The organism is Pseudomonas sp. S3E12 (assembly GCF_001702295.1).
In the GTDB taxonomy this organism is placed as follows: Bacteria; Pseudomonadota; Gammaproteobacteria; order Pseudomonadales; family Pseudomonadaceae; genus Aquipseudomonas; species Aquipseudomonas marginalis.
Window position 1 is genome coordinate 242,527 of sequence record NZ_MBDT01000004.1, and the last position, 21,499, is coordinate 264,025.

Annotated in this window: 23 protein-coding genes; 13 read left to right on the forward strand and 10 right to left on the reverse strand. The window is 59.6% G+C overall.

What is annotated here, in order from left to right; all coding sequences use genetic code 11:
* Window positions 1–10: 10 nt before the first annotated feature.
* From BB029_RS04645 to BB029_RS04665, 5 genes are all read left to right on the forward strand, one after another.
* Window positions 11–469 (forward strand): N-acetyltransferase, encoded by a 459-nt coding sequence (locus BB029_RS04645; RefSeq protein WP_053138152.1) that lies wholly within the window; start codon window positions 11–13, stop codon window positions 467–469.
* Window positions 470–770: 301 nt separating this feature from the next.
* Window positions 771–1,427, forward strand: a complete 657-nt coding sequence (locus BB029_RS04650) for a DedA family protein (RefSeq protein WP_027605215.1) — start codon at window positions 771–773, stop codon at window positions 1,425–1,427.
* A 6-nt stretch (window positions 1,428–1,433) separates the two neighbouring features.
* Window positions 1,434–2,249: a zinc-dependent peptidase gene (locus tag BB029_RS04655; protein ID WP_065938377.1), complete on the forward strand. Its 816-nt coding sequence runs from the start codon at window positions 1,434–1,436 to the stop codon at window positions 2,247–2,249.
* A gap of 108 nt (window positions 2,250–2,357) precedes the next feature.
* On the forward strand, window positions 2,358–2,885 hold the full coding sequence (ppa, locus tag BB029_RS04660; protein WP_003176323.1) for an inorganic diphosphatase: 528 nt from the start codon (window positions 2,358–2,360) through the stop codon (window positions 2,883–2,885).
* A gap of 214 nt (window positions 2,886–3,099) precedes the next feature.
* Window positions 3,100–3,873 carry a S24 family peptidase gene (locus tag BB029_RS04665; RefSeq protein WP_065938378.1) on the forward strand — a complete coding sequence of 258 codons (774 nt, stop codon included), beginning with the start codon at window positions 3,100–3,102 and terminating at the stop codon, window positions 3,871–3,873.
* Between the two features lie 295 nt (window positions 3,874–4,168).
* On the opposite strand, the gene BB029_RS04670 is transcribed toward BB029_RS04665, so the two are convergent.
* Window positions 4,169–4,396, reverse strand: a complete 228-nt coding sequence (locus tag BB029_RS04670) for a hypothetical protein (RefSeq protein WP_065938379.1) — start codon at window positions 4,394–4,396, stop codon at window positions 4,169–4,171.
* A gap of 644 nt (window positions 4,397–5,040) precedes the next feature.
* On the opposite strand from BB029_RS04670, the gene BB029_RS04675 reads away from it, so the two are divergent.
* From BB029_RS04675 to BB029_RS04700, 6 genes are all read left to right on the forward strand, one after another.
* Window positions 5,041–6,372, forward strand: coding sequence for an amino acid permease (locus tag BB029_RS04675; RefSeq protein ID WP_256558128.1), 1,332 nt, complete (start codon window positions 5,041–5,043; stop codon window positions 6,370–6,372).
* Window positions 6,356–7,651: an aspartate aminotransferase family protein gene (locus BB029_RS04680; protein WP_065938381.1), complete on the forward strand. Its 1,296-nt coding sequence runs from the start codon at window positions 6,356–6,358 to the stop codon at window positions 7,649–7,651. The genes BB029_RS04675 and BB029_RS04680 overlap by 17 nt, the downstream gene beginning before the upstream one ends.
* A 75-nt stretch (window positions 7,652–7,726) precedes the next feature.
* The gene (locus BB029_RS04685; protein WP_065938382.1) at window positions 7,727–8,455 is read left to right on the forward strand and encodes a TetR/AcrR family transcriptional regulator C-terminal domain-containing protein; all 729 of its coding nucleotides are present in this window, start codon (window positions 7,727–7,729) and stop codon (window positions 8,453–8,455) included.
* A 118-nt stretch (window positions 8,456–8,573) separates the two neighbouring features.
* Window positions 8,574–10,571, forward strand: a complete 1,998-nt coding sequence (locus tag BB029_RS04690; RefSeq protein ID WP_141696506.1) for an acetoacetate--CoA ligase — start codon at window positions 8,574–8,576, stop codon at window positions 10,569–10,571.
* Window positions 10,568–11,746 carry a thiolase domain-containing protein gene (locus BB029_RS04695; protein WP_065938383.1) on the forward strand — a complete coding sequence of 393 codons (1,179 nt, stop codon included), beginning with the start codon at window positions 10,568–10,570 and terminating at the stop codon, window positions 11,744–11,746. The genes BB029_RS04690 and BB029_RS04695 overlap by 4 nt, the downstream gene beginning before the upstream one ends.
* Before the next feature lies 1 nt (window position 11,747).
* A complete protein-coding gene (locus BB029_RS04700; RefSeq protein WP_065938384.1) occupies window positions 11,748–12,122 on the forward strand; it encodes a Zn-ribbon domain-containing OB-fold protein in 375 nt (124 codons plus the stop codon).
* 176 nt (window positions 12,123–12,298) lie between these two features.
* Here the strand turns inward: BB029_RS04700 and BB029_RS04705 are convergent, their stop codons facing one another.
* From BB029_RS04705 to BB029_RS32735, 9 genes are all read right to left on the reverse strand, one after another.
* Window positions 12,299–13,456 (reverse strand): glutathionylspermidine synthase family protein, encoded by a 1,158-nt coding sequence (locus tag BB029_RS04705; protein WP_065938385.1) that lies wholly within the window; start codon window positions 13,454–13,456, stop codon window positions 12,299–12,301.
* Window positions 13,457–13,468: 12 nt separating this feature from the next.
* Window positions 13,469–14,179, reverse strand: coding sequence for a DUF1190 domain-containing protein (locus BB029_RS04710; protein WP_027605211.1), 711 nt, complete (start codon window positions 14,177–14,179; stop codon window positions 13,469–13,471).
* 18 nt (window positions 14,180–14,197) lie between these two features.
* Window positions 14,198–14,626, reverse strand: coding sequence for a DUF350 domain-containing protein (locus BB029_RS04715; RefSeq protein WP_027605210.1), 429 nt, complete (start codon window positions 14,624–14,626; stop codon window positions 14,198–14,200).
* Between the two features lie 15 nt (window positions 14,627–14,641).
* Entirely contained in the window at window positions 14,642–15,313 is a 672-nt protein-coding gene (locus tag BB029_RS04720; RefSeq protein WP_065938386.1) for a DUF2491 family protein, read from the reverse strand.
* A complete protein-coding gene (locus BB029_RS04725) occupies window positions 15,300–16,334 on the reverse strand; it encodes an ion channel (protein ID WP_065924897.1) in 1,035 nt (344 codons plus the stop codon). The genes BB029_RS04720 and BB029_RS04725 overlap by 14 nt, the downstream gene beginning before the upstream one ends.
* 33 nt (window positions 16,335–16,367) lie before the next feature.
* Window positions 16,368–16,928 carry a rhomboid family intramembrane serine protease gene (locus BB029_RS04730; protein ID WP_065938387.1) on the reverse strand — a complete coding sequence of 187 codons (561 nt, stop codon included), beginning with the start codon at window positions 16,926–16,928 and terminating at the stop codon, window positions 16,368–16,370.
* A gap of 56 nt (window positions 16,929–16,984) precedes the next feature.
* Window positions 16,985–17,683 carry a PspA/IM30 family protein gene (locus tag BB029_RS04735; protein ID WP_027605206.1) on the reverse strand — a complete coding sequence of 233 codons (699 nt, stop codon included), beginning with the start codon at window positions 17,681–17,683 and terminating at the stop codon, window positions 16,985–16,987.
* A 17-nt stretch (window positions 17,684–17,700) separates the two neighbouring features.
* The gene (locus BB029_RS04740) at window positions 17,701–18,282 is read right to left on the reverse strand and encodes a YjfI family protein (RefSeq protein ID WP_027605205.1); all 582 of its coding nucleotides are present in this window, start codon (window positions 18,280–18,282) and stop codon (window positions 17,701–17,703) included.
* 170 nt (window positions 18,283–18,452) lie between these two features.
* On the reverse strand, window positions 18,453–18,653 hold the full coding sequence (locus tag BB029_RS32735; RefSeq protein ID WP_141696507.1) for a hypothetical protein: 201 nt from the start codon (window positions 18,651–18,653) through the stop codon (window positions 18,453–18,455).
* On the opposite strand from BB029_RS32735, the gene ycaC reads away from it, so the two are divergent.
* Both ycaC and BB029_RS04750 read left to right on the forward strand, forming a co-directional pair.
* Entirely contained in the window at window positions 18,652–19,284 is a 633-nt protein-coding gene (gene ycaC, locus BB029_RS04745) for an isochorismate family cysteine hydrolase YcaC (RefSeq protein WP_027605204.1), read from the forward strand. The genes BB029_RS32735 and ycaC overlap by 2 nt on opposite strands.
* Window positions 19,285–19,535: 251 nt before the next feature.
* Window positions 19,536–21,499 (forward strand): RHS repeat domain-containing protein (locus BB029_RS04750; protein ID WP_168166794.1); only part of this gene is annotated, 1,964 nt, incomplete at its 3' end.

Here is a 21,499-nt window from a genome sequence, read left to right on the forward strand (position 1 = left end):
GAGGCCTGGCATGCGGATTACTCAAGCGACCCTGGAACACCTGGACCTGTTGACCCCGTTGTTCGTCAAGTACCGCGAGTTCTACGGGGCCCTGCCCTTTCCGGATTCGTCACGGGCCTTCCTGGAAAAGCGCCTGCGCCGCAAGGAGTCGGTGATCTACCTGGCCCTGGCCGATGACGACGACAAACGCCTGCTCGGGTTTTGCCAGCTTTACCCGAGCTTTTCCTCGCTGTCGCTTAAACGCGTGTGGATCCTCAACGACATCTATGTGGCCGAAGACGCGCGCCGGCAACTGGTGGCGGATAACCTGATGCGCACGGCGAAGAAAATGGCCAAGGAAACCCACGCGGTGCGGCTGCGGGTATCGACCAGCAGTGATAACCAAGTGGCGCAGAAGACGTACGAGTCCATCGGGTTTCGTGAAGACACCGAGTTCAAGAACTATACCTTGCCGATCAGCGAAGACTGACGCCCTGACACCATGGACACCTTGTGGGAGGGGGCTTGCCCCCGATAGCGGTTTGTCAGTCAGACTATTTATAACTGACCGAATGCTTTCGCGAGCAAACTCGCTCCCACAGTGCCTTTCTGGCGATCTGTGCACCGTGCACCGCGACATCCCCCGCTACAAAACCAACACGCTTTTCACCTCTCAATCCGTATAATGCGGACCTTTCAGGGTTGTAAGAAACACTACATACACGTGTAGCCTTATTACCCGAGCTTCCGCACAGGCCTGCCGAGTCGGGCCGTTCACACAGGTGCCATCCATGGATTTCAACCCGCTCGACCTTATCCTGCATCTCGACGTGTACCTCGACATGCTGGTAACCAATTATGGTCCGTGGATATACGCCATTCTGTTCCTGGTTATCTTTTGCGAAACCGGCCTGGTGGTCATGCCGTTCCTGCCGGGTGATTCGCTGCTGTTTATCGCCGGCGCCGTGGCAGCAGGCGGTGGCATGGACCCGGTATTGCTGGGCGGGCTGCTGATGCTGGCGGCAATCCTCGGTGACAGTACCAATTACGTGATCGGGCGAACGGCGGGAGAACGCCTGTTCAGCAACCCGAACTCGAAAATCTTCCGCCGCGACTACCTGCAAAAGACCCACGACTTCTACGACAGGCACGGCGGCAAAACCGTGACCCTGGCGCGCTTCCTGCCGATCCTGCGCACCTTTGCACCGTTCGTTGCCGGCATCGCGAAAATGCCCTATGCACGCTTCTTCGGTTTCAGTGTGCTGGGCACCATCCTCTGGGTCGGCGGCCTGGTGACCCTGGGCTACTTCTTCGGCAACGTGCCATTTATCAAGAAAAACCTCTCGCTGCTGGTGGTGTTCATCATCCTGCTGTCGCTGGTGCCGATGATCATTGGCGTGTTTCGCAGCCGCTTTGGTCGCACGTCTTCAGAAGCCAAGTCGCAGTAACCCGGCATGTGGTCCCTCAGCGCCTGGCGGCGCCGACGCCTGCTGGCCAAGCACCCGATTGCCGATGACACCTGGCAGCGGGTGCGCCACCACCTGACCTTCCTCGACGGCATCAGCGCCGAGCAGGACCAGTGGCTGCGCGAAGCCTGCGTGGTGTTCCTCGCCGAAAAACACCTCACCGCCCTGCCCGGCGTCGAGCTGCACCAGGAACAACGCCTGCTGCTCGCCGCCCAGGCGCAACTGCCGCTGATGAACCTGGGCGACCTCGACTGGTACCAGGGCTTCCATGAAATCGTGCTGTACCCCGACGACTTCCTCAGCCCTCAGCGCCATCGCGACAGCAGCGGCATCGAACACGAGTGGGACGGCGAACACAGCGGCGAAGCCTGGCAGCAAGGCCCGGTGATCCTTGCCTGGCCCGGCGTACTGGCCAGCGGTCAGTGGGAAGGCTACAACCTGGTGATCCACGAGCTGGCGCACAAGCTGGACATGCTCAACGGCGACGCCAACGGCCTGCCGCCGCTGCACCACGACATGCGCGTGCAGGAGTGGGCCAGCGTGATGCAGGGTGCTTATGACGACCTCAATCGCCAGCTGGACGCCAACCCCGATGCCGAGACGGAGATAGACCCCTACGCGGCGGAAAACCCGGCGGAGTTCTTTGCGGTCACCAGCGAATATTTTTTCAGCGCCCCGGATTTACTCGTCAACAGTTATCCACAGGTGTACGCCCAACTCAGCCGCTTTTATCGCCAGGATCCCTTGGCCCGCCTGACCCGACTGCAAGCGCACGACCCGCGTTATCAGCCGCAAGGCGAATGACCGTACGACGTCTGGCGCATGGCATCGCCGTCAGAATATGCCTATAATCGCCGCCACTTTTAGGCCAATCCGGCCATGTCATATGGCCAACTACGGGGGCAACGCCCAATGAGCTACAGCAAGATTCCGGCTGGCAAAGACCTGCCGAACGACATCTACGTCGCCATCGAGATTCCGGCCAACCACGCGCCGATCAAATACGAAATCGACAAAGACAGCGACTGCCTGTTCGTTGACCGTTTCATGGCCACCCCGATGTTCTACCCGGCCAACTACGGTTTTATCCCGAACACCCTGGCCGACGACGGTGACCCCCTCGACGTGCTGGTCGTAACTCCTTACCCGGTTACCCCTGGCTCGGTCATCCGCGCTCGCCCGGTCGGCATCCTGAACATGACCGACGACGGCGGTGGCGATGCCAAAGTGATCGCCGTGCCACACGACAAGCTGTCCCAGTTGTACGTGGACGTGAAGGAATACACCGACCTGCCGCCACTGCTGCTGGAACAGATCAAGCACTTCTTCGAGAACTACAAAGACCTCGAAAAAGGCAAATGGGTGAAGATCGACGGTTGGGGCAACGCAGACGCCGCCCGCGCCGAAATCATGAAGTCGGTCGCGGCCTACAAAGGCTGATACCGGCTACTCATTGCCTCGGCAATTGAAAAAGCCCCGATGACTCGGGGCTTTTTTTGTGGGAAAAACTAAACTAAAAGTTCAACACTTTAAAAACTTAGTTTAATTCAACTTAAAATCCGAAGTAATGAGCTACAACTAAGCAAAAACCTACAGACCCAACTCAACGCATGGTTTATTTGATGTATTTTTCCGGCCAGTAAACTCTGCGTTTATGAATACATCAGGTGATCGCTTAAAAGCGCTATTACGGGAAGTTCATCTTTCCGCCTCCGACTTCGCCAAGAACCGTGGTGTCACGCCTCAACACGTGAACAACTGGTTCAAACGCGGTGTACCCATGGGCCGACTCAACGAGATCGCAGAACTGCTGTGTATCTCCAGCCGTTGGCTACGCACCGGCGAAGGCCCCAAACACCCACCGGCCAACTTCCTGCTGGAAGGCCCCGGCACCAGGAAAGGACTCCTCACCCGCGAAGAAACTGGCAAATACCTCACAGGCCCCGCCTGCCGCCCGGAAAAAATCGACGTGGAGATCCCCCTCCACCCCACCTTCACCTCAACCGAACGCATCCGCGTCTCCCTGCACACCCTCGAAACCCTCAACGTCAATCCCGACCGCGCGCTGGGCGCCTACATGGTCGACAACAGCATGATCGACATCATCCAACAAGGCGCCACCCTCGCCATCGACAAAGGCCGCACCCAAATCATCGACGGCGAAATCTACGCCGTCGAACACGACGGAATGCTCCGCATCAAATACCTCTACAACCGCCCAGGGGGTGGCTTGCGCATGCGCAGCCACAATGCCGGCGAACACCCGGATGAATACCTGACCCACGAACAACGGTTTGAGCAGAACTTCCAGATTGTGGGGTGGGTGTTCTGGTGGTCCACGTTGAATAACCGCCGACCGCCGGTACCGCTGGATGAGCATTTATTGGGCTGGGAAGGCTCTAAATCGGATCCGGAGGTGGGCAACTGAAGTGAATGTGGGTATCATGCGCCGCACATTTGGCAGGGGGTTGCGTTGCGCGATCCACCCTGCTCGGCGATGCGGAGGATTTCCCGCGGATGCCCCTACTATTCAGCCCGACGCAATGTGGGCTGAGCGATTTGAAGGCTGCTGAGGTTTGTCAAAAACAAGCTGAGGCGGTCAGCGAGAAGCCGGCCACAAGCCGGCTTTTTAATATCTGACGGTCCCCACAATTGTCCAACAGCTATTGGACAATTGAGTAATCAAAAGCGGGTTGCTATACCCTGCCCTTCTCTCAGTCGCCTTACGCGGGCTGCAAACACTCCACAGCCAGATCCGCCACCATCTCCACCAAATGCATCACCGCTCTCTGCGGCGCACTCAATAGCTCCCCAAGCACCTGCGAAGTAGCCACCGCACACTGCAGCAACTCAGCCACACGCCCCCAGGCATCCTCAAAGCTGAATTCTTCATTCACGACAAATGGATTGGTTGCACGCGAAGACTGCGAATCTGAAATAACGTTATCCATAGCAAAACCTCTAGCGGTAAGTGATTACCACCGTCCTTTCGCGACTAAACAATCAGTGGTGGCGGCCGTACGCAGGTTAGTCGACCGGCCGCTAGGCACCGGCGCACCCGAGGGTGCCCTGCGCACAGCCACCATAAAGTGCAGGTGAGAAGACACATGTCTTTGAGATGGCGCTTGCGCCTAGCGAGGTCCGGGCGACTAAACCCGATCACTGAATAGGCAGTGACGATCCGCAGCCTAGTCACGCATTCCGCTGGTGCAATGCGCTGGGATTCTCTCGGAAACGTCCTGCAAATGAAAGCGATCCGCCCTGCTGGCCCTTGAAAATCACACCACACTCCCCGTGTTCCCCTCCCGCACACCTGTGTTCCCAGGTGACATCTTCCTGCGCTCCCCCCCATCCCATAAACCCAAAATGAAACGTCCTACATCCATATCTAAACAAGCCGTTTAACCCCTAATTCCCCGCCTCCCTCCTCCGCTGGCCCAAAACCTGCTTATTGAACACCGTACAATAAATCCGGCATCCAGCCGGTCTACCACCCACTACCGCTGCAAACGCAGCTTGAGGAATGCGGATGTCCACTATGAGGTTTCACCCATCCAACCACGGCTTGGCGCGATCACTGAAGGAGCGCCATGTCATGTTGATCGCTATCGGCGGGATTATCGGGGCCGGTTTGTTTTTGGGGTCGGGCAAGGCGATTGCCACGGCGGGACCGGCATTGTTGCTGGCGTATGCGTTGTGTGGAGGGATGATTTATTTGATTGCGCGGGCGCTGGGGGAGTTGTCGTTGTATCGGCCCAGCAGTGGGTCGTTTGCGACGTATGCGGAGGAGTTTTTAGGGCCGCGGGTGGCGTTTATCACGGGGTGGTCGTATTGGATGATCTGGATCCTGGTGGGGGTGTTGGAGGTAACGGGGATCGGTCTGTTGATGAAGTACTGGTTCCCGGAGTTGCCGCAGTGGATTCCGGCGTTGGTCACCACGGGCGTGCTGATGGTGATCAATTTGTTTGCGGTGCGCACGTTTGGCGAGGTGGAGTTCTGGCTGGCGTTGATCAAGGTGTTGACGATTGTCGGGCTGATCGGCGCGGGGCTGGTGATTCTGGTGTTTGGGTTGGAGACATCGACACAGACGACACCTTCCGTCACCAACCTGTGGCGCCACGATGGCTTTTTTCCGAATGGCTGGAGTGGTTTCTGGTACGCGATTCCGGTGGCGGCGTTTACGTTTGCCGGGGTTGAGGTGATTGGCCTGGTAGCGGCGGAGACGGCCGAGCCGCAGCGTACGTTGCCACGGGCGATCAATAGCATCATTTGGCGGATGGCGATTTTCTATCTGGGGTCGACTGCGGTGATCATGGCGCTCTACCCCTGGAATCAGATTGATACGTCGCAAAGCCCGTTCGTGATGGTGTTCGACAGCATTGGCCTGGGGGCGGCGGCGGGCCTCATCAATTTCGTGGTGATCAGTGCGCTGGCGTCGTCGTGCAATACCGGGTTGTTTGCGACCAGCCGCATGCTGTTTGCTTTGTCGCACATTCAACAGGCGCCGCGCCAGCTGCAGGTGTTGAGCCCGCGACAAGTGCCAGCGCGTTGCCTGATGGTGTCGACAGCCATTCTGCTGGTGGGGGTACTGCTGAATTACTTGATACCAGAGAGCATTTTCAGCCTGCTGATCACTGGGATACTGGGCCTGCTGATTTGGGTGTGGGCGGTGATCATCACATCGCACATGGCGTATCGGCGCAAGGTGCAACGGGGTGAAGCGCCGGAGGTGGCATATCGCTTGCCCTGGGCCCGGGTCAGCAGCGTGGTGGTGTTGGGTTTTCTTGGTGTGCTGACGGTGTTGGTGATTCGCGATCCGGAGACGCGAGCGGCGTTCTATGTGGCGTCGGCCTGGTTTGCGCTGCTGTTGCTGGTGTATCCGAAACCTTCTGCAACGACGGAGGTGAACGATGTCTTGGGCGCCTGATAGCCGTGTGCTGGACCACTGCATTGAGCGTTACATCCGTGCCAACCCAAACAGCGCACGCCAGTTGGAATGGGCGGCGCGGGTGATGCCCGGCGGCAACACGCGCTCGGTACTGTTTTATGAACCCTTTCCATTGGTGATGTCGGCTGGGAAAGGCTGCTTTCTCGACGACGTGGACGGTCATTGCTATATCGACTTTTTGGCCGAGTACACCGCAGCGCTGTATGGACACTCCCATCCGGTGATCACCCACGCGCTGACCAAGGCAATGGCGAACGGGCTTAACCTCAGTGCTCACAATGAGTTGGAGGCACGCCTGGCGACATTGATTGTGGAGCGTTTCGGCTGTATCGAGCAGACGCGCTTTACCAATTCCGGCACCGAAGCAAATTTACTCGCGCTGGCGGCGGCAAAAGCCTACACGGGACGCGAAGCAATCATAGCGTTTAACGGCGGTTATCACGGCGGCGTGCTGAGCTTCGCCGGGCCGGCCACGAAGATGAATGTGCCGCACCGGATGCACATGGCCGACTACAACGATTTGTGCAGCGTCGAGCGTTTGCTGGCAGAGCATCCGGGCGAATGCGCCGCAATCCTGGTGGAGCCGATGCTCGGCGCGGGCGGATGTATCTGCGCCGAAGACGGTTTTCTCGAGGGGTTGCGGGCGTTGAGCCAGGCATACGGTGCGCTGTTGATTTTCGATGAGGTAATGACCTCGCGCCTTGCCCCCGGCGGCTTGCAGGAAAAGCTCGGCGTAACGCCCGACCTGATGACCCTGGGCAAGTACCTGGGCGGCGGCATGCCGTGTGGGATGCTGGGCGGGCGACGGGACATCATGGCGCAATTCGACCCGCGCCAGGGGAGCCTCTCCCATGCAGGCACCTTCAACAACAATGTGCTGACCATGGCGGCGGGGATCGCGGGGTTGGAGCAGGTGTATACCCGCGCCGAGGCGATAAGACTGAATGCCCGAGGCGATCTGTTGCGCGGGCAACTCAACGAGGTGCTGGCACACATGCCCATGCAATTTACCGGGCAAGGTTCGGTGATGAACCTGCATCCTACAGCCTTGCCAATTCGTCGGCCTGCAGACAGTCCAACGGATCGAAACAGCCTACGGGACTTGTTCTTTTTTCACCTGCTCGAATGTGGCATTTACAGCGCACGCCGTGGGCTGCTTGTGTTGAGCTTGCCATTGACGGAGCGGGAACTGACCCTCCTGGTGACGGCGACGCAGTCATTCGTGGACCGCTATGGAGGGGTGTTGACTGCCGACTGACGTACGTTCCGCGAGAGCGACAGCGAATCGGCGACCGGCTATCCTTTCGCCGTCGCTCAACCGGAACCCACCACCATGACCAGCAAAACCGCGAACCCGCGAGGCAGGCGTAAGAAGGCCACTGGCGAAGCGTCCGAAAACCCACTGAACAAGGACGTCATCGTCGCCGCCGCATTGGCGCTGATCGACCGCGATGGCCTGGAGAAATGCAGCCTGCGCAACCTGGCAAACGACCTGGGGGTTTATCCAACGGCCATCTATTGGTACGTCTCGTCGCGCGAATTGCTGCTGGGTGAGGTGCTGGCCAAAGTCCTGGAACATGTAGCACCGGCTCCCCAAGAGCATTGGCAGGATTATCTGCGGGCGGCGATGGTCAACTGCCACAACGCGGTGCATGAGCACCCGAATATCGCGCCGTTGCTGGGTGCGCAATTGGTGTCCAACACCCGCACCGATTTCACCTTGGTGGAAGGTGTATTGGCGGCGCTGCAACAGGCCGGTTTCAGTGGCCCGAGCTTGGCGGGCGCCTACAACACGTTTATCGCCGCGCTGGCAGGCTTCACCACTCTGGAGTTTGCGCCGCTGCCAGACAACACCGAGGCGTGGCAGTGCCAAGTGCAAGAAAGCCTGCAGTGCGTCGATGCCGAGCAACACCCTACCCTTGTGCAGAATATGGCTCAACTGAGCAATCGCGGTTTCAGCCTGCGTTGGCAAAACGGTATACACGCGGCACTGGATGAAAGCTTTGCGTTCTATGTCGATACCATCCTCTGCGGCCTGGAAACCTTGGCTGCACGTCGCTGAAAAATTACGCAACACAACCTCAAAACCACTTAATTGTACGATGTACAATTTGTCGTTACAGTCCGCCACGCATAAGCACCCATGACCCGAATAACAATAACGTCAGAGGTCTTTTATCGTGAAAATTTCATTCAACGACGTGGTCCAGGGCCAACGGCTTTGGCAACCCTCCCCTGAGCATATCCAGCACACCTACCTAACCCGTTACCTGAATTGGCTCAAGCATGAGCGCGGCCTGAGTTTTGTTGACTACGCCGCGCTTTGGCAGTGGTCGGTGAACGATCTGGACGCTTTCTGGCAATCCATCTGGGATCATTTCCAGGTGCAGGCCAGCTGCCCTCCTCAGGCGGTGCTCGGCCAACGTACGATGCCGGGCGCACAGTGGTTCCCAGGTGCACGGCTGAATTTTGCCGAACACATTTTGCGCAACGAGCGGGCTGGCGACGCGCTGCTCTACCTCAGCGAGACCTGCGCCCTGCAAGGCCTGCCCTGGGCGGAGTTTGCAGGTCAGGTGCGCACGCTGGCCACGTACCTGCGCGAGCTGGGCGTGGTACCGGGCGATCGGGTGGTGGCTTACTTGCCCAACGTTCCCGAGACGATGATCGCTCTGTGCGCATGTGCCGCCATTGGCGCGATCTGGGCCAGCTGTTCGCCGGATTTCGGAGCGGAGGGCGTGCTGGATCGGGTGCGCCAGTTGGCCCCCAAAGTTCTGCTGGCGGTGGATGGCTATCGCTACGGTGGCAAGGTTTTCGACCGGCGCGAGCAGGTTCGGCGGATCCTGTGCGAGCTGGGCAGTATCGAGCATTTGATCCTGCTGCCGACCCTGTATCCCGATGAACCGATCACCCTGCCCAATGCCCTCGACTGGCACACGCTGCACCTGCGCCCTACGGTGCGTGCGGCCGATTTCCACTGCGAGCAACTGCCTTTCGATCACCCGCTCTGGGTGCTGTTTTCTTCCGGTACCACGGGGCTGCCCAAAGCCATCGTCCAAAGCCACGGCGGGATCCTGCTGGAGCAATTGAAGGCCCTGCATCTGCATCTGGATTTCCGTTCCGGCGATACGGCGCTCATCTTCACCACCACCGGTTGGATGATGTGGAACACCTTGTTCAGCGCACTGCTGTGCGGCGTGTGCCCGGTGCTCTACGACGGCCACCCGACCTGGCCGGCCAGCGATACGCTGTGGCAAATCGCGCAGGACAGCCGCGCCAGTTTCTTCGGCACCAGCCCTACCTTTATCGAACTGATGAACCGCCAGGCCATCGTGCCCGGCGAGCACTTCGACCTGAGCGCGCTGCGCACGGTGATGCTCGTTGGCTCGCCGGTTTCACCACAATGCAATGCCTGGTTTTACCGCAACCTGAAAGCCGATATGTGGGTGACCACGGGCAGCGGTGGCACCGATATCTGCTCCGGGTTGGTGAGTGGCGTGCCGACACTGCCCGTGCATGCGGGCGAAATACAGGCCCGTGCACTGGGTGTAGATGCCCATGCGTTTGATGAACACGGCCAACCGGTACTCGATCAGGTCGGCGAATTGGTAGTTACGTCGCCCATGCCATCGATGCCAGTGTACTTCTGGGATGATCCTACAGGCGAGCGTTACCGGCAGAGCTATTTCCAGCCCTGGTCCGGCGTATGGCGCCATGGGGATTTTTTCCTGCTCAATGCGCGTGGCGGCTGTCAGGTGCTGGGGCGTTCGGATGCAACCCTGAACCGCTTTGGCGTGAGGATCGGCACCGCGGAAATCTACCGCGCGCTGGAGCCGATCACGCAAATCGAGGATGCGCTGATCGTCAATCTGGACCTGCCTGAAGGTGGTTTTTTCATGCCGCTGTTCGTGCAGTTGCAACCTGGCGCCGAACTGGACGACGCGCTGCAACAACGGGTGCGCGAGTGCCTGCGCCTGTCGTGTACACCGCGACATGTACCGGACTGCATCATCGCCGTGCCACTGATTCCCATGACCCTCACCGGTAAAAAAATGGAAGTGCCGGTGCGCCGGATCATGATGGGCCACGACCCGCGAAAAGTCGCCAACCCGAGTGCCATGCGCGACCCGCACGCGCTGGCGTTTTTTATCGAGTACGCCAATCGGAGCCATCAGCCATGAGAGGCAAAGCCTTTATCGTCGGCGCTTATGAACATCCTATCCGGCATGCCGTAGACCGCTCCCTGGCGCAATTGCATGCGGACGTGGCCCGAGGCGCCCTGGCCGATGCGGGGTTGAGCCTCAGCGATGTCGACGGCTACTTCTGCGCCGGCGACGTGCCGGGTTGGGAAGCGCCGGGTGTGGGGCCGTTCTCCATGGTCGAGTACCTAGGCATACGGCCTCGGCACCTGGAGACCACAGAAAGTTGGGGATCGTCTTACCTTCACCATGTCGCCCAGGCCACGCGCGCTATCGCCGACAGGCGCTGCAGCGTGGCGTTGATCACCCAGGCCGGGCGCCCGCGAGCCGAGCACAAACGCCCGGACGCCAGTCACCGCGATCAACCACAAACGACCTGCGAAGCCCCCTTTGAAATACCCTACGGCGCCGCGGTGACCAACCTGTACGCCATGTGCGCGATGCGTCACCACTACCAGTACGGTACCAGCGCCGAGCAATTGGCCTGGATCAAAGTCGCGGCGTCGCACCATGCCCAGCACAACCCCCAGGCCATGTTGCGCCAGCGGGTGACCGTGGACGACGTACTGAACTCCCCCATCATCGCCGCGCCCTTGCGACGCCTGGACTGCTGCGTGATCAGCGATGGCGGCGGCGCACTGGTGGTCGCCCACCCATCCATTGCCCGCTCGCTCAAGCGACCATTGATTACGCCCATCGGCGCAGGTTATTCGATCAACCATCTGAATGGCGGCTACTTCGACCTGCTGGCTTCCGCCGCCGTGCAATCGGGTGCCGATGCGTTCGCCCAGGCACGACTCAAGCCCGGCGATATCCGCTACGCCTCGCTGTACGACAGTTTCACCATCACGGTTTTGATCCAGCTGGAAAACCTGGGTTTCTGCGCCGCCGGTCAAGGGGGCGCCTTCGTCGCCGACGGCAAGCTGATCAGTGGTGTCGGCCCGTTGGCGGTCAACACTGACGGTGGCGGACTGTGCAACAACCATCCCGGCCATCGCGGCGGCATGGCCAGGCTGATCGAAGCAGTACGCCAACTACGCGGCGAAGCACACCCGGCGGTACAGCGGCCCGACTGCGCACTGGCGCTGGCTCACGGCACCGGCGGCCTGCTGGGATCCCGGCACGGAAGCGCCACGCTTATTCTGGAGCGATTTTGATATGCACCTGACATCACCACACATCACCGCCGAAAGCGCGCCGTTCTGGGACGCGGCCAACCACGACCAACTGCTGCTGCGCCGCTGCCTGGACACCGGCCAAGCCTACCACTACCCCCGCGACCACAGCCCGTTCACCGGCACCGCGGCCACCGACTGGATCACCGCCAGCGGCAACGCCACGTTGTACAGCTTTACCTACAGCGCGGCGCAGTGCCTGGCTTACGTGACGCTGGATGAAGGGCCGACCCTGTTGTCGCTCATCCAGTGTGAAAATCCTCGGCATCTACGCATCGGACAGCGGCTCAAGGTGGCGTTCGCACCGACCCCGAGCGGACAGAAAATCCCGGTCTTTGTATTGTCTGATTCGAGTTAACAGTAAGACTGTGCGTGGCGTTCCCGACCTTGTCGGCGCATCAGCACTGAGCCTGTCGCGGGTTTGATTGCGAGGCGGTTCCAGAATGGGACTGCTGCGCAGTCCAGCGCGAGGCAAGCTCGCTCACCACAAGTGACAGTCCCTGCCTGTTAGCCTGAGCCCCCCAGGAAGGGTTCTCAATCCAATATCAAATGCGGCAAAAACCGGCTCGAATCCTTGGTAATCAAACTATTATCCTCCCGCACCCCAATCCCCGCCGCCTGGTCCCCAATCACCCAAGACCCAATCAACGTGTAGCTGTCCCCAAACCGCGGCAGCGGTGCGAACTCCTGAAGAATAAACGGCGCATCCGTATAAGGACCGTCCTCTTTCACGATCAGCCCATCAGCCGTCTGCAGCTCGATATTCGCCCCTTCCCGCGAGAAGAATGGCTTGCGCACCCATCCCTTCGGCACAGCTTTACCCGGTTCGGTATCCAGGTGGGCCGCGAGCAGATTCGGGTGGCCTTTGTTGAATTCCCACAGCAGCGGCAGGATGCCTTTATTGGAAATGATGGATTTCCACGCAGGCTCAAAAAACTGTGTGTCGCTCTCGGCAATCGCGGCGCCGAAGGGTTCGTGGAAGATGAATTCCCAGGCGTGCAGTTTGAACAGGTGGGGAATCCAGCGGTCCTGGAGGTCGACGAAGCGGCCTTCGCTGGTCAGGCCGATGTCTTCGATGTCGATGTGGCGCGATTCGATGCCGACTTTTTCCGCGACCAGGCGCAGGTAGTCGGTGGTGCCTTTGTCTTCGACCGAATCTTTCATCGAGGCGAAGTAGAACGGCTGGTTGATCTGCAGTTGCGCGAAGGCCTGGTGCAGTTTGGTGTCGATGCTGTTGAACTGGTCGGCATGCTTGGGCAGCAGGCCGCGTTCGATGCATTGCTCCAGCCAGCCCCATTGGAACGCAGCCGCCTCGTAGAGGCTGGTGGGTGTGTCGTAGTTGAGTTCCAGCAGTTTGGCAGGCCCGGTGCCGTTGTAGGAGAAGTCCATGCGCCCGTACAGGTGCGGGTGGCCTTCGAGCCATGAGGTTTTGATCATGTCGAAGAAGAGCGCAGGGATGCTCAGGCGTTCGAGCAGTTCTTCGCTCTGGACCACGCGGGCGACGAGGTCCATGCACATGTCGTGGATCTCGGTGGTCGGGTCTTCGAGGTCGTGCTCGATTTGCTTGAGCGTGAACTGGTAATACGCGCGCTCGTCCCAGTAGGGTTCGTTGTCGATGGTATGGAACAGAAAGCCGAGGTTTTCAGCCGTCTGTTTCCAGTCATGACGTTCTGCACAATGGATTTTCTTCATGGCCCGGTTTCCTTAACTGCTCGACCCGCCACCGCCCCAGCCGCTGCGTGCGCTGGCCTTGCTGCCGAAGCCGCCACGGGAGGTGGCCGACGCCACGGAGCTCGACTGGCTGGAGGTGCGCAGCGTGTTGGTGTAATTGCTGCTGCCGTACCGGGCTTGATTCGAGCGGCCAAACGTCGCGCCACTGGAGACGCGCTGGTTGAGCGTGGAGTTGCCGTAGTTACCGCGATCATCGCGATAGCGATACACCGGCTCGGAGCGGTAGCTGTTGCGATTACTGCTCAGCATATTGCCGATGAGCAGGCCGGTCAGCAGGCTGCTGGTGGAGAAGCCGGAGCCGCCGCTTGCCTGCGCGTTACCCGCCTGGGCGTTGGCCGCGTCTACCTGGGATTGTGTCACCTGGCCTTCGGCGGTCAGTTCGAAACCGCCCAGTTTGGGAATGAACTGGCCATTGGAGTCCAGCTGGCACCAGCCGGCGACAAAGTCGGCATCGCAATCGGCCTGGCTGGCGTACACCGGGGCGATGCGGCGATGCTCGGCCATGGCGGTCATGTAGGCGTCCGAACAGACGTCCACCGGCAGTTTTTCATCGGCGCATTGCTGCACCGACTGGAAGTTGTACTTCTTCTGCAAATCGTAGGTTTTTTCCGTCGGCCCGCAGCCGGATATCGCCATGGCGACCGACGCTGCCAGCGAAAGCTGGACGTACTTGCTTCGTTTCATCGGGAGCTCCGTGCGCAATCAGTTCTGGGTAGGTGTCATGCAGGCGGCATTCAACATGCCGACGCTGATGGCCACGGCCGCCACATAGATGCCCGCTGCGAGCTCGCCTCTCTTGATGCGCTCGGAAGTGCCTTTGAGCACGAGGCTGGTGAGCAGAAACGCCAGGAGTTGGACGACGGCTGCGATCACCGCCCAGACGACGAAGTCGAGGATGCTGATCGAATAAGCAATCACGTTGCTGGCCGGAATGGCGAAACCGACGATGGCGCCGCCCAGGGCGACTGCCGCGGAAACGTTGCCCGCCCGGATCAGCTCGAATTCCTTGTGCGGGGTGACGCGGGTGTAGATGAACTGGAACAGCGCAAACAGTACGGCAGCCCCCAGGATGTAGGTGACAAACCCGAGCACGGCGGCTTTGTTCAGGGAGATGGAGAGAGCTTCTAGCATGGACTTCTTCCTTTTTTAGAGCGCATTCAAGTCGGTTGTGTACAGCGAAATGCCCAGCGACGTGCTCAGGCTGACGGTGCCTTCAGCGTCTTCTTCGACAGAGAACAGCAGAAACTCGCGGCGATCGGTCAGGGCGGTGTCACGGGCATATAGCATCGAACGGTGCTCGACGCTGTAGGAGTCCTCGGGGTTTATCACCTGCTCGCTCATGGCCACCAATTCCGTCTGGCCAGCCTCGCTGCCCCACACGCGCGTGTATTCGACGCCGTTGTGGGTGTAGGTCGGCAACCCGATCGGGCTCTGCGGCCCCGCCAGCCGGCGCAATTCAGCTTCGCTGCTGATAGTGACGTAGCTCAGGTAGTTGAACAGGATCACAGACTCGACCTGCCCGGCGATGTCGCCCGTGGTGTGCACCTGCAGCCAGTAATCCTCGTCGTTCATGTAGTAGCGCGACAGCCAGGTCGACTGCCCGAGGTCAACGGTGCCGTTACTCCAGATTTCCTGGGAGCCGGGGATAACCACTGTGGTCTTCCCGTCGAGCAACAACTTCAGGGTCGTGTCGAATATCACGCCTTTGCCCGGCGCCAGGCCAAGCGGCCCGGTGGTCGGCAGCGGTTCGGCGGCGCCTTTCGAGTGTGTATTCGCTTGCGGGGCCTCAAGCCCCATCAACTGTTTAAACCATCCCATTGGAGATTTCCTTGAGGCGGGTGGAGGCAATGTAGAAGAGTTCGCCGCCTTCAACGCGTGTGGCGCTGGGCGGGTTGATCGACGGTTGCGGGGCACCTTTGGCGCGATAGCCGATGAGGGTGGCGTTGTGGCGCTCTTTCATCTGGGTGTACAGATCGCCGAACGTGGCTTCAAACGCCTCGGGCAATCTCATCAGGTATTGGGTGGCCCCCTGCCCCACGCACAGCAGCTCATTAATGACCACCGACGAGCCCGGGTCCTGAGAGGCGCGCACCAGCATTTCGATGGCCATGCTTGAGGTGCATTCCAGGCTGGGGGCGTAGGAACTGGCCAGTGCGGCGATCTCACTTGCATTGAAGTGGGCGACCACGTGCCCGACTGGATTCAATTGATTCACCGCCAGCACGGTGGCCAGCGTCAGATCGTCAGATGGGGTTCGCACCAGCACACGCTCGGCACCGGGCACACCGGCACGCAGCAACAGCGCTGTGGAGGACAAGCTCTCACCACGGATAAAGGCCGCCTTGCCCGGCATCGGGTTTTCTTCAAGGGTGCAATCGCAGATGACGATCAGGTTGTCGTTCGAGGTTTCGTCTTGCAGCAACAACTCGATGACCCGTTCACTGGACGCGCCCTCCCAGCCAATGAGCACGGTATGGCCGATTTTGCCGGTGAAATCGCCTTTGCCCTTCATGCCTTTTCTCCATGCATCGATGACAGTGCTGGTGGTTTTGCCGATGGCCGCCGTCAGCAGCGCAATGCCCCCGAGCATGACCCAGGTCGCCACGAACAAGCGTCCCAAAGAGGTCTGCGGCGATAGATCGCCATAGCCGACGGTCAGCGTGGTGGTGAGATAGAAGTAAACAAACGTGGCGGGCGCGGTGAGGTGTTGTTCGCCCAGAACCACCAGGCCCAGATAAGCCGTGCTCAGGTGTACCCCCAAGGCAATCACCAGGCCTGCCCAGCCGAAGCGGTGAAAGAGGGAAGCGGCGTACCTGCGCAACAAAAGAAAAATCGGCATTGCGTCCCTGACTCCCTGGGTGCTCAAGTGCGTTCAGCCGGCATTAAACCTGCTGCGTGGTTGAGAGAGAAGTACCTTGGCGGCAATAAATCCGGCGAAGGCACCAAACAGATGCCCTTCGAAGGAAACGCCTTGGCGAGGCAGGAAGCCAAGGACCAGTCCGCCATACAGTACCGCCACGACACCAGCCGTGATCAGGTTGCTCCAGCTCCTGTGGAACCAGGCGCGAGACAACAGGTAGGCCCACAACCCAAACACCCAGCCGCTGGCCCCCACGTGCACACCCGCAAAACCGAACAGCCAGACCAGCGACCCGCCCAGCAGGATGATGATCGCGCTGACGGTCACAAACCGATTGATCCCTTCGATCATCACCAGGGTGCCCAGGATCACAAAGGCAATCAGGTTGGCACTCAGGTGGGCAAACGACCCGTGCAAAAACGGCGAGGTGAGGATGCCGGGCAGGCCCTGCAGCGTCCTCGGGATCAGGCCGAACGTCATCAGGCTGTAACCGGTCGCTGCATTGAGCAATTGCAGCGCGACCATGAACAGCGCCAGGCCTGCGATTGTCTTGAAACCCTTCAGGGCATCCATCCTGACCTCGACGTAAAAAAGAAGGGCAGACACTGCCCTTCCTGCGGCGACGTTGCTTACTCGGCCGATTTTTGCTTCAGACGCTCCAGAATGGCATTGGCGCTGCCTTCGTTCGGCGTGATGCCGGCGTCGCGCAGCTTGCGCTCCAGGTCGGTCCCGGTCGATGCATCTGCCAGCTCATCCTGGGCTTGCAGTTCGGCGGCGCGTTGCTGCTGCTTGGCCTGCAAACGATTCAGCGTACCGACGGCGGTTTCCAGCTTGCCGTTGGCACCGCCGCTGGCGATGGAGGCGCTGACCTGGGCCTTCTGTACGCTGTCGCGCGCCTTGGCCATGTCCACTTGCTGACGCAGGCTTTTGATCCGGCTTTCGGCCTTGGTGATGTCCTTGCGCATGCCTTCCGCGTAGCCACCGAACTCGGTGGCTTGCTTATGCTCGACATCCCGCTCGTTGGTCAGGGTCGAGATGGCTTCGGCCACTTCCAGGGCGAGGTCTTCACGATTGGCCTGCAGGGCAGCCACGGCCTTGGACTCCAGGTCCTTGATCTTGGCGTCGTACTCGTTGACGCGATCAGTCGCCAGTTTGTGCTTGGCCATGATGCTCACCAGCTCACGCTTGGCGTTGGCCAGCGCGGTGTCGGCATCGCGGATTTCCTGATCGAGGATGCGCAGGGCCTGTTGGTCGACGATCGATTCGCCGACTTCGTTGGCACCGCCACGCAGCGCGGTGAACAATTTGCTCCAGATGGACTGAGTCATTGGATACTCCCGAATACTTAATTGAAGAAACGTTCGAAGGCTTCGCTGGCGCGCTGCACGTTGTCGACCAGGGTTTTCACCTCGGTGACGATATTGGTCAGGCTGGAGTCGGAGCTCAATGCACCGAACATGTTGTAGACCACTTGCCCGTTAGGCATGGACTCGATGCCGATGGAGGACAGCGGGAACATTTCCCGGCTGCGCAACACCGCGTCATTGAATTTAGCGACATCGTTGATGGACTCGACATCGACCAGAACGGTGTCGACGATGATCTGCTCGCCCACCACTGCGATGTAAATCGGCAGGCCACCGAAATCGTTCATTTCCAGCTTGATGCTGGACTCGGAGCCTTGAACCAGAGAAAGCGTAATGTCCTTGGACACCACGTCATCCAGGGCCTGAAGAGCGGTGAAGAGGCGATCGATATTCCAGTTGGTACCTGCGCTCATGAAATTCTCCGACATGAATGAGCCAGCCAGAATCGGCTGGCGAAGCTGTTTCTCCATCTGCTTGAGCAGGCTTCGGTTTTCGGGAAGCACCCAAGTCTCGTGTTTCACGTAGCCGGCGGCCGCCAGGCCTGCGCGCATCTGCTTCATGTAAAAGCTCGATGGCTTTTTCGCGGACGGCTTCAAGCGCTCTCCCTTGAGGCTTGCTGAATCGGTATCGGGCCCTTTAGGCGGACTCGATGGAGAGCTGCTTTCCATGGTACTGACCTCGCTGTGAAAAACTCACGCGTGAGAAAATCTACAGGCATTTTTTGCCACACTCAATAGCTCACGCGTGAGATTTTTTGACTTACTTTTTCGATCATCAAAAGGACAAATCCTGCTGACAACCCATGAATTGTCGCCTTTGAGTTGACGGTATTACCCATTCCAGCCGATTTATCCCCCAGCATCCACCCATTAATCTGTGCCCATGTTGAACGCAACGCCCAACCAACCTGAACAAAAAAGGATTCAACCATGAGCACTCCAACCTACAACCGCTTGAACAAAGACGACGCCGTAGTCCTGCTGGTCGACCACCAGACCGGCCTGATTTCCCTGGTGCAGGACTTCTCGCCCAACGAGTTCAAGAACAACGTGCTGGCCCTGGCCGACCTGGCCAAGTTCTTCAACCTGCCGACCATCCTCACCACCAGCTTCGAACAAGGCCCCAACGGCCCGCTGGTACCGGAGTTGAAAGAGATGTTCCCGGACGCGCCGTACATCGCCCGCCCCGGCCAGATCAATGCCTGGGACAACGAAGACTTCGTCAAGGCAATCAAAGCCACCGGCCGCAAGCAGATCATCATCGCCGGCGTGGTCACGGATGTATGCGTAGCGTTCCCGACCTTGTCGGCACTGGCGGAAGGTTTTGAGGTGTTTGTGGTGACCGATGCTTCCGGCACGTTCAACACCACGGTGCAGCAGGCGGCGTGGAGCCGGATGACCCAGGCCGGTGCGCAGTTGATGAACTGGTTCTCGGTAGCCTGTGAGCTGCACCGCGACTGGCGCAACGATATCGAAGGCCTGGGCAATCTGTTGTCCCAGCGCATTCCTAACTATCGCAACTTGATGAATGGGTATGCGGCGCTGACGGCTCACCAGAAGTAAGTCAGCCGAGATTCGCGATTAGCCTGCTTTGAAAAGCAGGCTTTCGTTATTCAACCGAGCTTCCAACTTAAAGAACCACAGCGCACTGCTCTTCGATCAGCATGATCGCCATTTAAAGTAGCCCCCAACTGTGATTTGGGGCTGACTATTACGCGACCTTCGTAAGCCCTTTCTGATTTTCCCCACCGTTCATCCAGCCGCTTTTTACTTCGGCAAACTCCGACGCCTTGCCCTCTGCCGAGACGTCACGGATGACCAACGCTTCCCACATTGCCTCTATCGAACATGAGCTGGATGGCTTTCATCAGAGCCTGGTGACTTATCGCCAGCAGATGGGCGCCTGGTATTCGCGGGCGCTGGATTCGGTGAGCCATACGGCAGATATGCCGTCGTTGCTGGGGATGGATCGGGTGTTGCGCGTCGGTGACTCGCAGACAACCGTGAGCATGAGCGACCCGAACTTTATCGGCAGTGTTGCCGTGTGCCAGCTGGGCGGCGAGCTGAAGATAGAGAGCAAATTCGACTCGGTGTATGACGTGCCGATTGGCGACATTCCAGTCGAGGTGCTCGGGCTGGATGACGGCAGTTCCACGCGGGTCATGCTGGATGAGCATGGCAAGGGCTCACACCACTGCGCCGCGGGCGGGCGCTATCAGGTGCGGGTACAGGGCGGTGTTTCCGGGGAGCAGGTGGATGCGCTCTTCGCCTCCTACGCCGGGCTGATGGAGGACCTGGAGCGGTGGCTTCGCGAACAGTGGCAAGGCTTCAAGCCGCATTGGCAGCAATCCACGGCCAGTGCGATTGGCAACAGCGTGCTGGCGGGCAGTTGGGCCGCGATCCGGGACGTGTGGGACAGCATCCAGCTGGTGCAGGCGATGCTTGAAGACCCGTTGAAGTACGTCGAACAGCTGGGGGCTGAAGCGACCAAGCTCGCACAAATCGCCACCGATGCGCCCAAGGTCATGGAACAGGCGATGTTGCTCGCCAGTGATGAGGCGGCGCTGTTCCTGCTGGTGCGCACGGCGATGATCTGGTTGGACGCATTGCCGCCCAGTGAGATTGCGCAAGTGGCCGCTGGGTTTGTGGTGTCGCTGCTGATTGACCTGGTGATTGGCGCGGTGCTGACCATCGCATTGCCGGCGGCGGCTGTGGCGTATTTGAGCCTGCGGCTGGCCAGGTATGGCGCACAGATTGTTAAGGCGGCTGTAGGTTTTGTTCAGAGCGTGCTGGCGATTCTGACGAAGTTCATGCAGGCGGTGGATCGCTACAAGGCGGTAGCGGTTCGCGGCGTGGTCGGCGGGGTGAAGCAAGGCACGCTGCAGATGCGCTGGCGGGCGCGGCAGAACGCGGTGCTGAAGCAAAAAGAGCCTGTGGATGATGTGCCTGTTTCGGGGAAAAATCCGAACGGGGATGCGGCGGCGGCTTCGGATAAGACCGTCACCAACGGCTGCCCCGTGTCGATGGTTACCGGGGAGGAATTGCTCACCCTCACCGACGGCACGTTGGATGGGATCTTGCCATTCGAGTGGACGCGGTTGTACCGCACCAGTGCGGTGGAAGTGGATGGCGGGTTGGGGTTTGGCTGGAGTCATTCGCTGGCGCATCGGCTTGCGGTGTCGGGCGATTCGGTGGTGTGGACGGACCATGAGAATCGCTCGATTGGGTTTCCACTGCCGACTGTTGCTCGACCTGCCATCACCAATAGCCTGGCCGAAGCCGCCATCTATTTGGGCGCGTCGCCGGATGAACTGGTGCTGGCCCAGGCGTCGCGCTTTTATCACTTTCGCGACGGTGTGCTGGTCTCCATCAGCGATGCGTACGACAACCGGCTGCGGATTTCCCGGGATTATTTGGGGCGCATCGAGCGGCTGGATAACGGTGTCGGGCGTTCGCTGTTCCTGCGCTATGCATTTGGCCGCATCGTCGCGGTGGACTATCAGGTCCAGCGCGCCAAAGGGCGTGAACCCTTCGAGTGGGTGACCGAGCAGACCGTTGTTTCCTACGCCTATGACGACCTGGGACGGTTGGTTTCGGCGACCAATGCCATCGGCGAAAGCGAGGTTTATCGCTACGACGATCAGCACGTCATTCTTGAGCGGGGCTTGGCCGGTGGGGCGAGTTTCTTCTGGGCGTGGGAACGGGCGGGCAAGGCCGCGCGATGTGTCCGGCATTGGGCCAGTTTTTCCCAGATGGACACGCGGTATGCCTGGGGGGA

Coding starts and splice junctions, on each gene's coding strand:
- BB029_RS04645 (WP_053138152.1), top strand. CDS start 11: ATGCGGATTACTCAAGCGACCCTGGAACACCTGGACCTGTTGACCCCG.
- BB029_RS04650 (WP_027605215.1), top strand. CDS start 771: ATGGATTTCAACCCGCTCGACCTTATCCTGCATCTCGACGTGTACCTC.
- BB029_RS04655 (WP_065938377.1), top strand. CDS start 1,434: ATGTGGTCCCTCAGCGCCTGGCGGCGCCGACGCCTGCTGGCCAAGCAC.
- ppa (WP_003176323.1), top strand. CDS start 2,358: ATGAGCTACAGCAAGATTCCGGCTGGCAAAGACCTGCCGAACGACATC.
- BB029_RS04665 (WP_065938378.1), top strand. CDS start 3,100: ATGAATACATCAGGTGATCGCTTAAAAGCGCTATTACGGGAAGTTCAT.
- BB029_RS04670 (WP_065938379.1), bottom strand. CDS start 4,396: ATGGATAACGTTATTTCAGATTCGCAGTCTTCGCGTGCAACCAATCCA.
- BB029_RS04675 (WP_256558128.1), top strand. CDS start 5,041: ATGTTGATCGCTATCGGCGGGATTATCGGGGCCGGTTTGTTTTTGGGG.
- BB029_RS04680 (WP_065938381.1), top strand. CDS start 6,356: ATGTCTTGGGCGCCTGATAGCCGTGTGCTGGACCACTGCATTGAGCGT.
- BB029_RS04685 (WP_065938382.1), top strand. CDS start 7,727: ATGACCAGCAAAACCGCGAACCCGCGAGGCAGGCGTAAGAAGGCCACT.
- BB029_RS04695 (WP_065938383.1), top strand. CDS start 10,568: ATGAGAGGCAAAGCCTTTATCGTCGGCGCTTATGAACATCCTATCCGG.
- BB029_RS04700 (WP_065938384.1), top strand. CDS start 11,748: ATGCACCTGACATCACCACACATCACCGCCGAAAGCGCGCCGTTCTGG.
- BB029_RS04705 (WP_065938385.1), bottom strand. CDS start 13,456: ATGAAGAAAATCCATTGTGCAGAACGTCATGACTGGAAACAGACGGCT.
- BB029_RS04710 (WP_027605211.1), bottom strand. CDS start 14,179: ATGAAACGAAGCAAGTACGTCCAGCTTTCGCTGGCAGCGTCGGTCGCC.
- BB029_RS04715 (WP_027605210.1), bottom strand. CDS start 14,626: ATGCTAGAAGCTCTCTCCATCTCCCTGAACAAAGCCGCCGTGCTCGGG.
- BB029_RS04720 (WP_065938386.1), bottom strand. CDS start 15,313: ATGGGATGGTTTAAACAGTTGATGGGGCTTGAGGCCCCGCAAGCGAAT.
- BB029_RS04725 (WP_065924897.1), bottom strand. CDS start 16,334: ATGCCGATTTTTCTTTTGTTGCGCAGGTACGCCGCTTCCCTCTTTCAC.
- BB029_RS04730 (WP_065938387.1), bottom strand. CDS start 16,928: ATGGATGCCCTGAAGGGTTTCAAGACAATCGCAGGCCTGGCGCTGTTC.
- BB029_RS04735 (WP_027605206.1), bottom strand. CDS start 17,683: ATGACTCAGTCCATCTGGAGCAAATTGTTCACCGCGCTGCGTGGCGGT.
- BB029_RS04740 (WP_027605205.1), bottom strand. CDS start 18,282: ATGAAGCAGATGCGCGCAGGCCTGGCGGCCGCCGGCTACGTGAAACAC.
- ycaC (WP_027605204.1), top strand. CDS start 18,652: ATGAGCACTCCAACCTACAACCGCTTGAACAAAGACGACGCCGTAGTC.
- BB029_RS32735 (WP_141696507.1), bottom strand. CDS start 18,653: ATGGTTGAATCCTTTTTTGTTCAGGTTGGTTGGGCGTTGCGTTCAACA.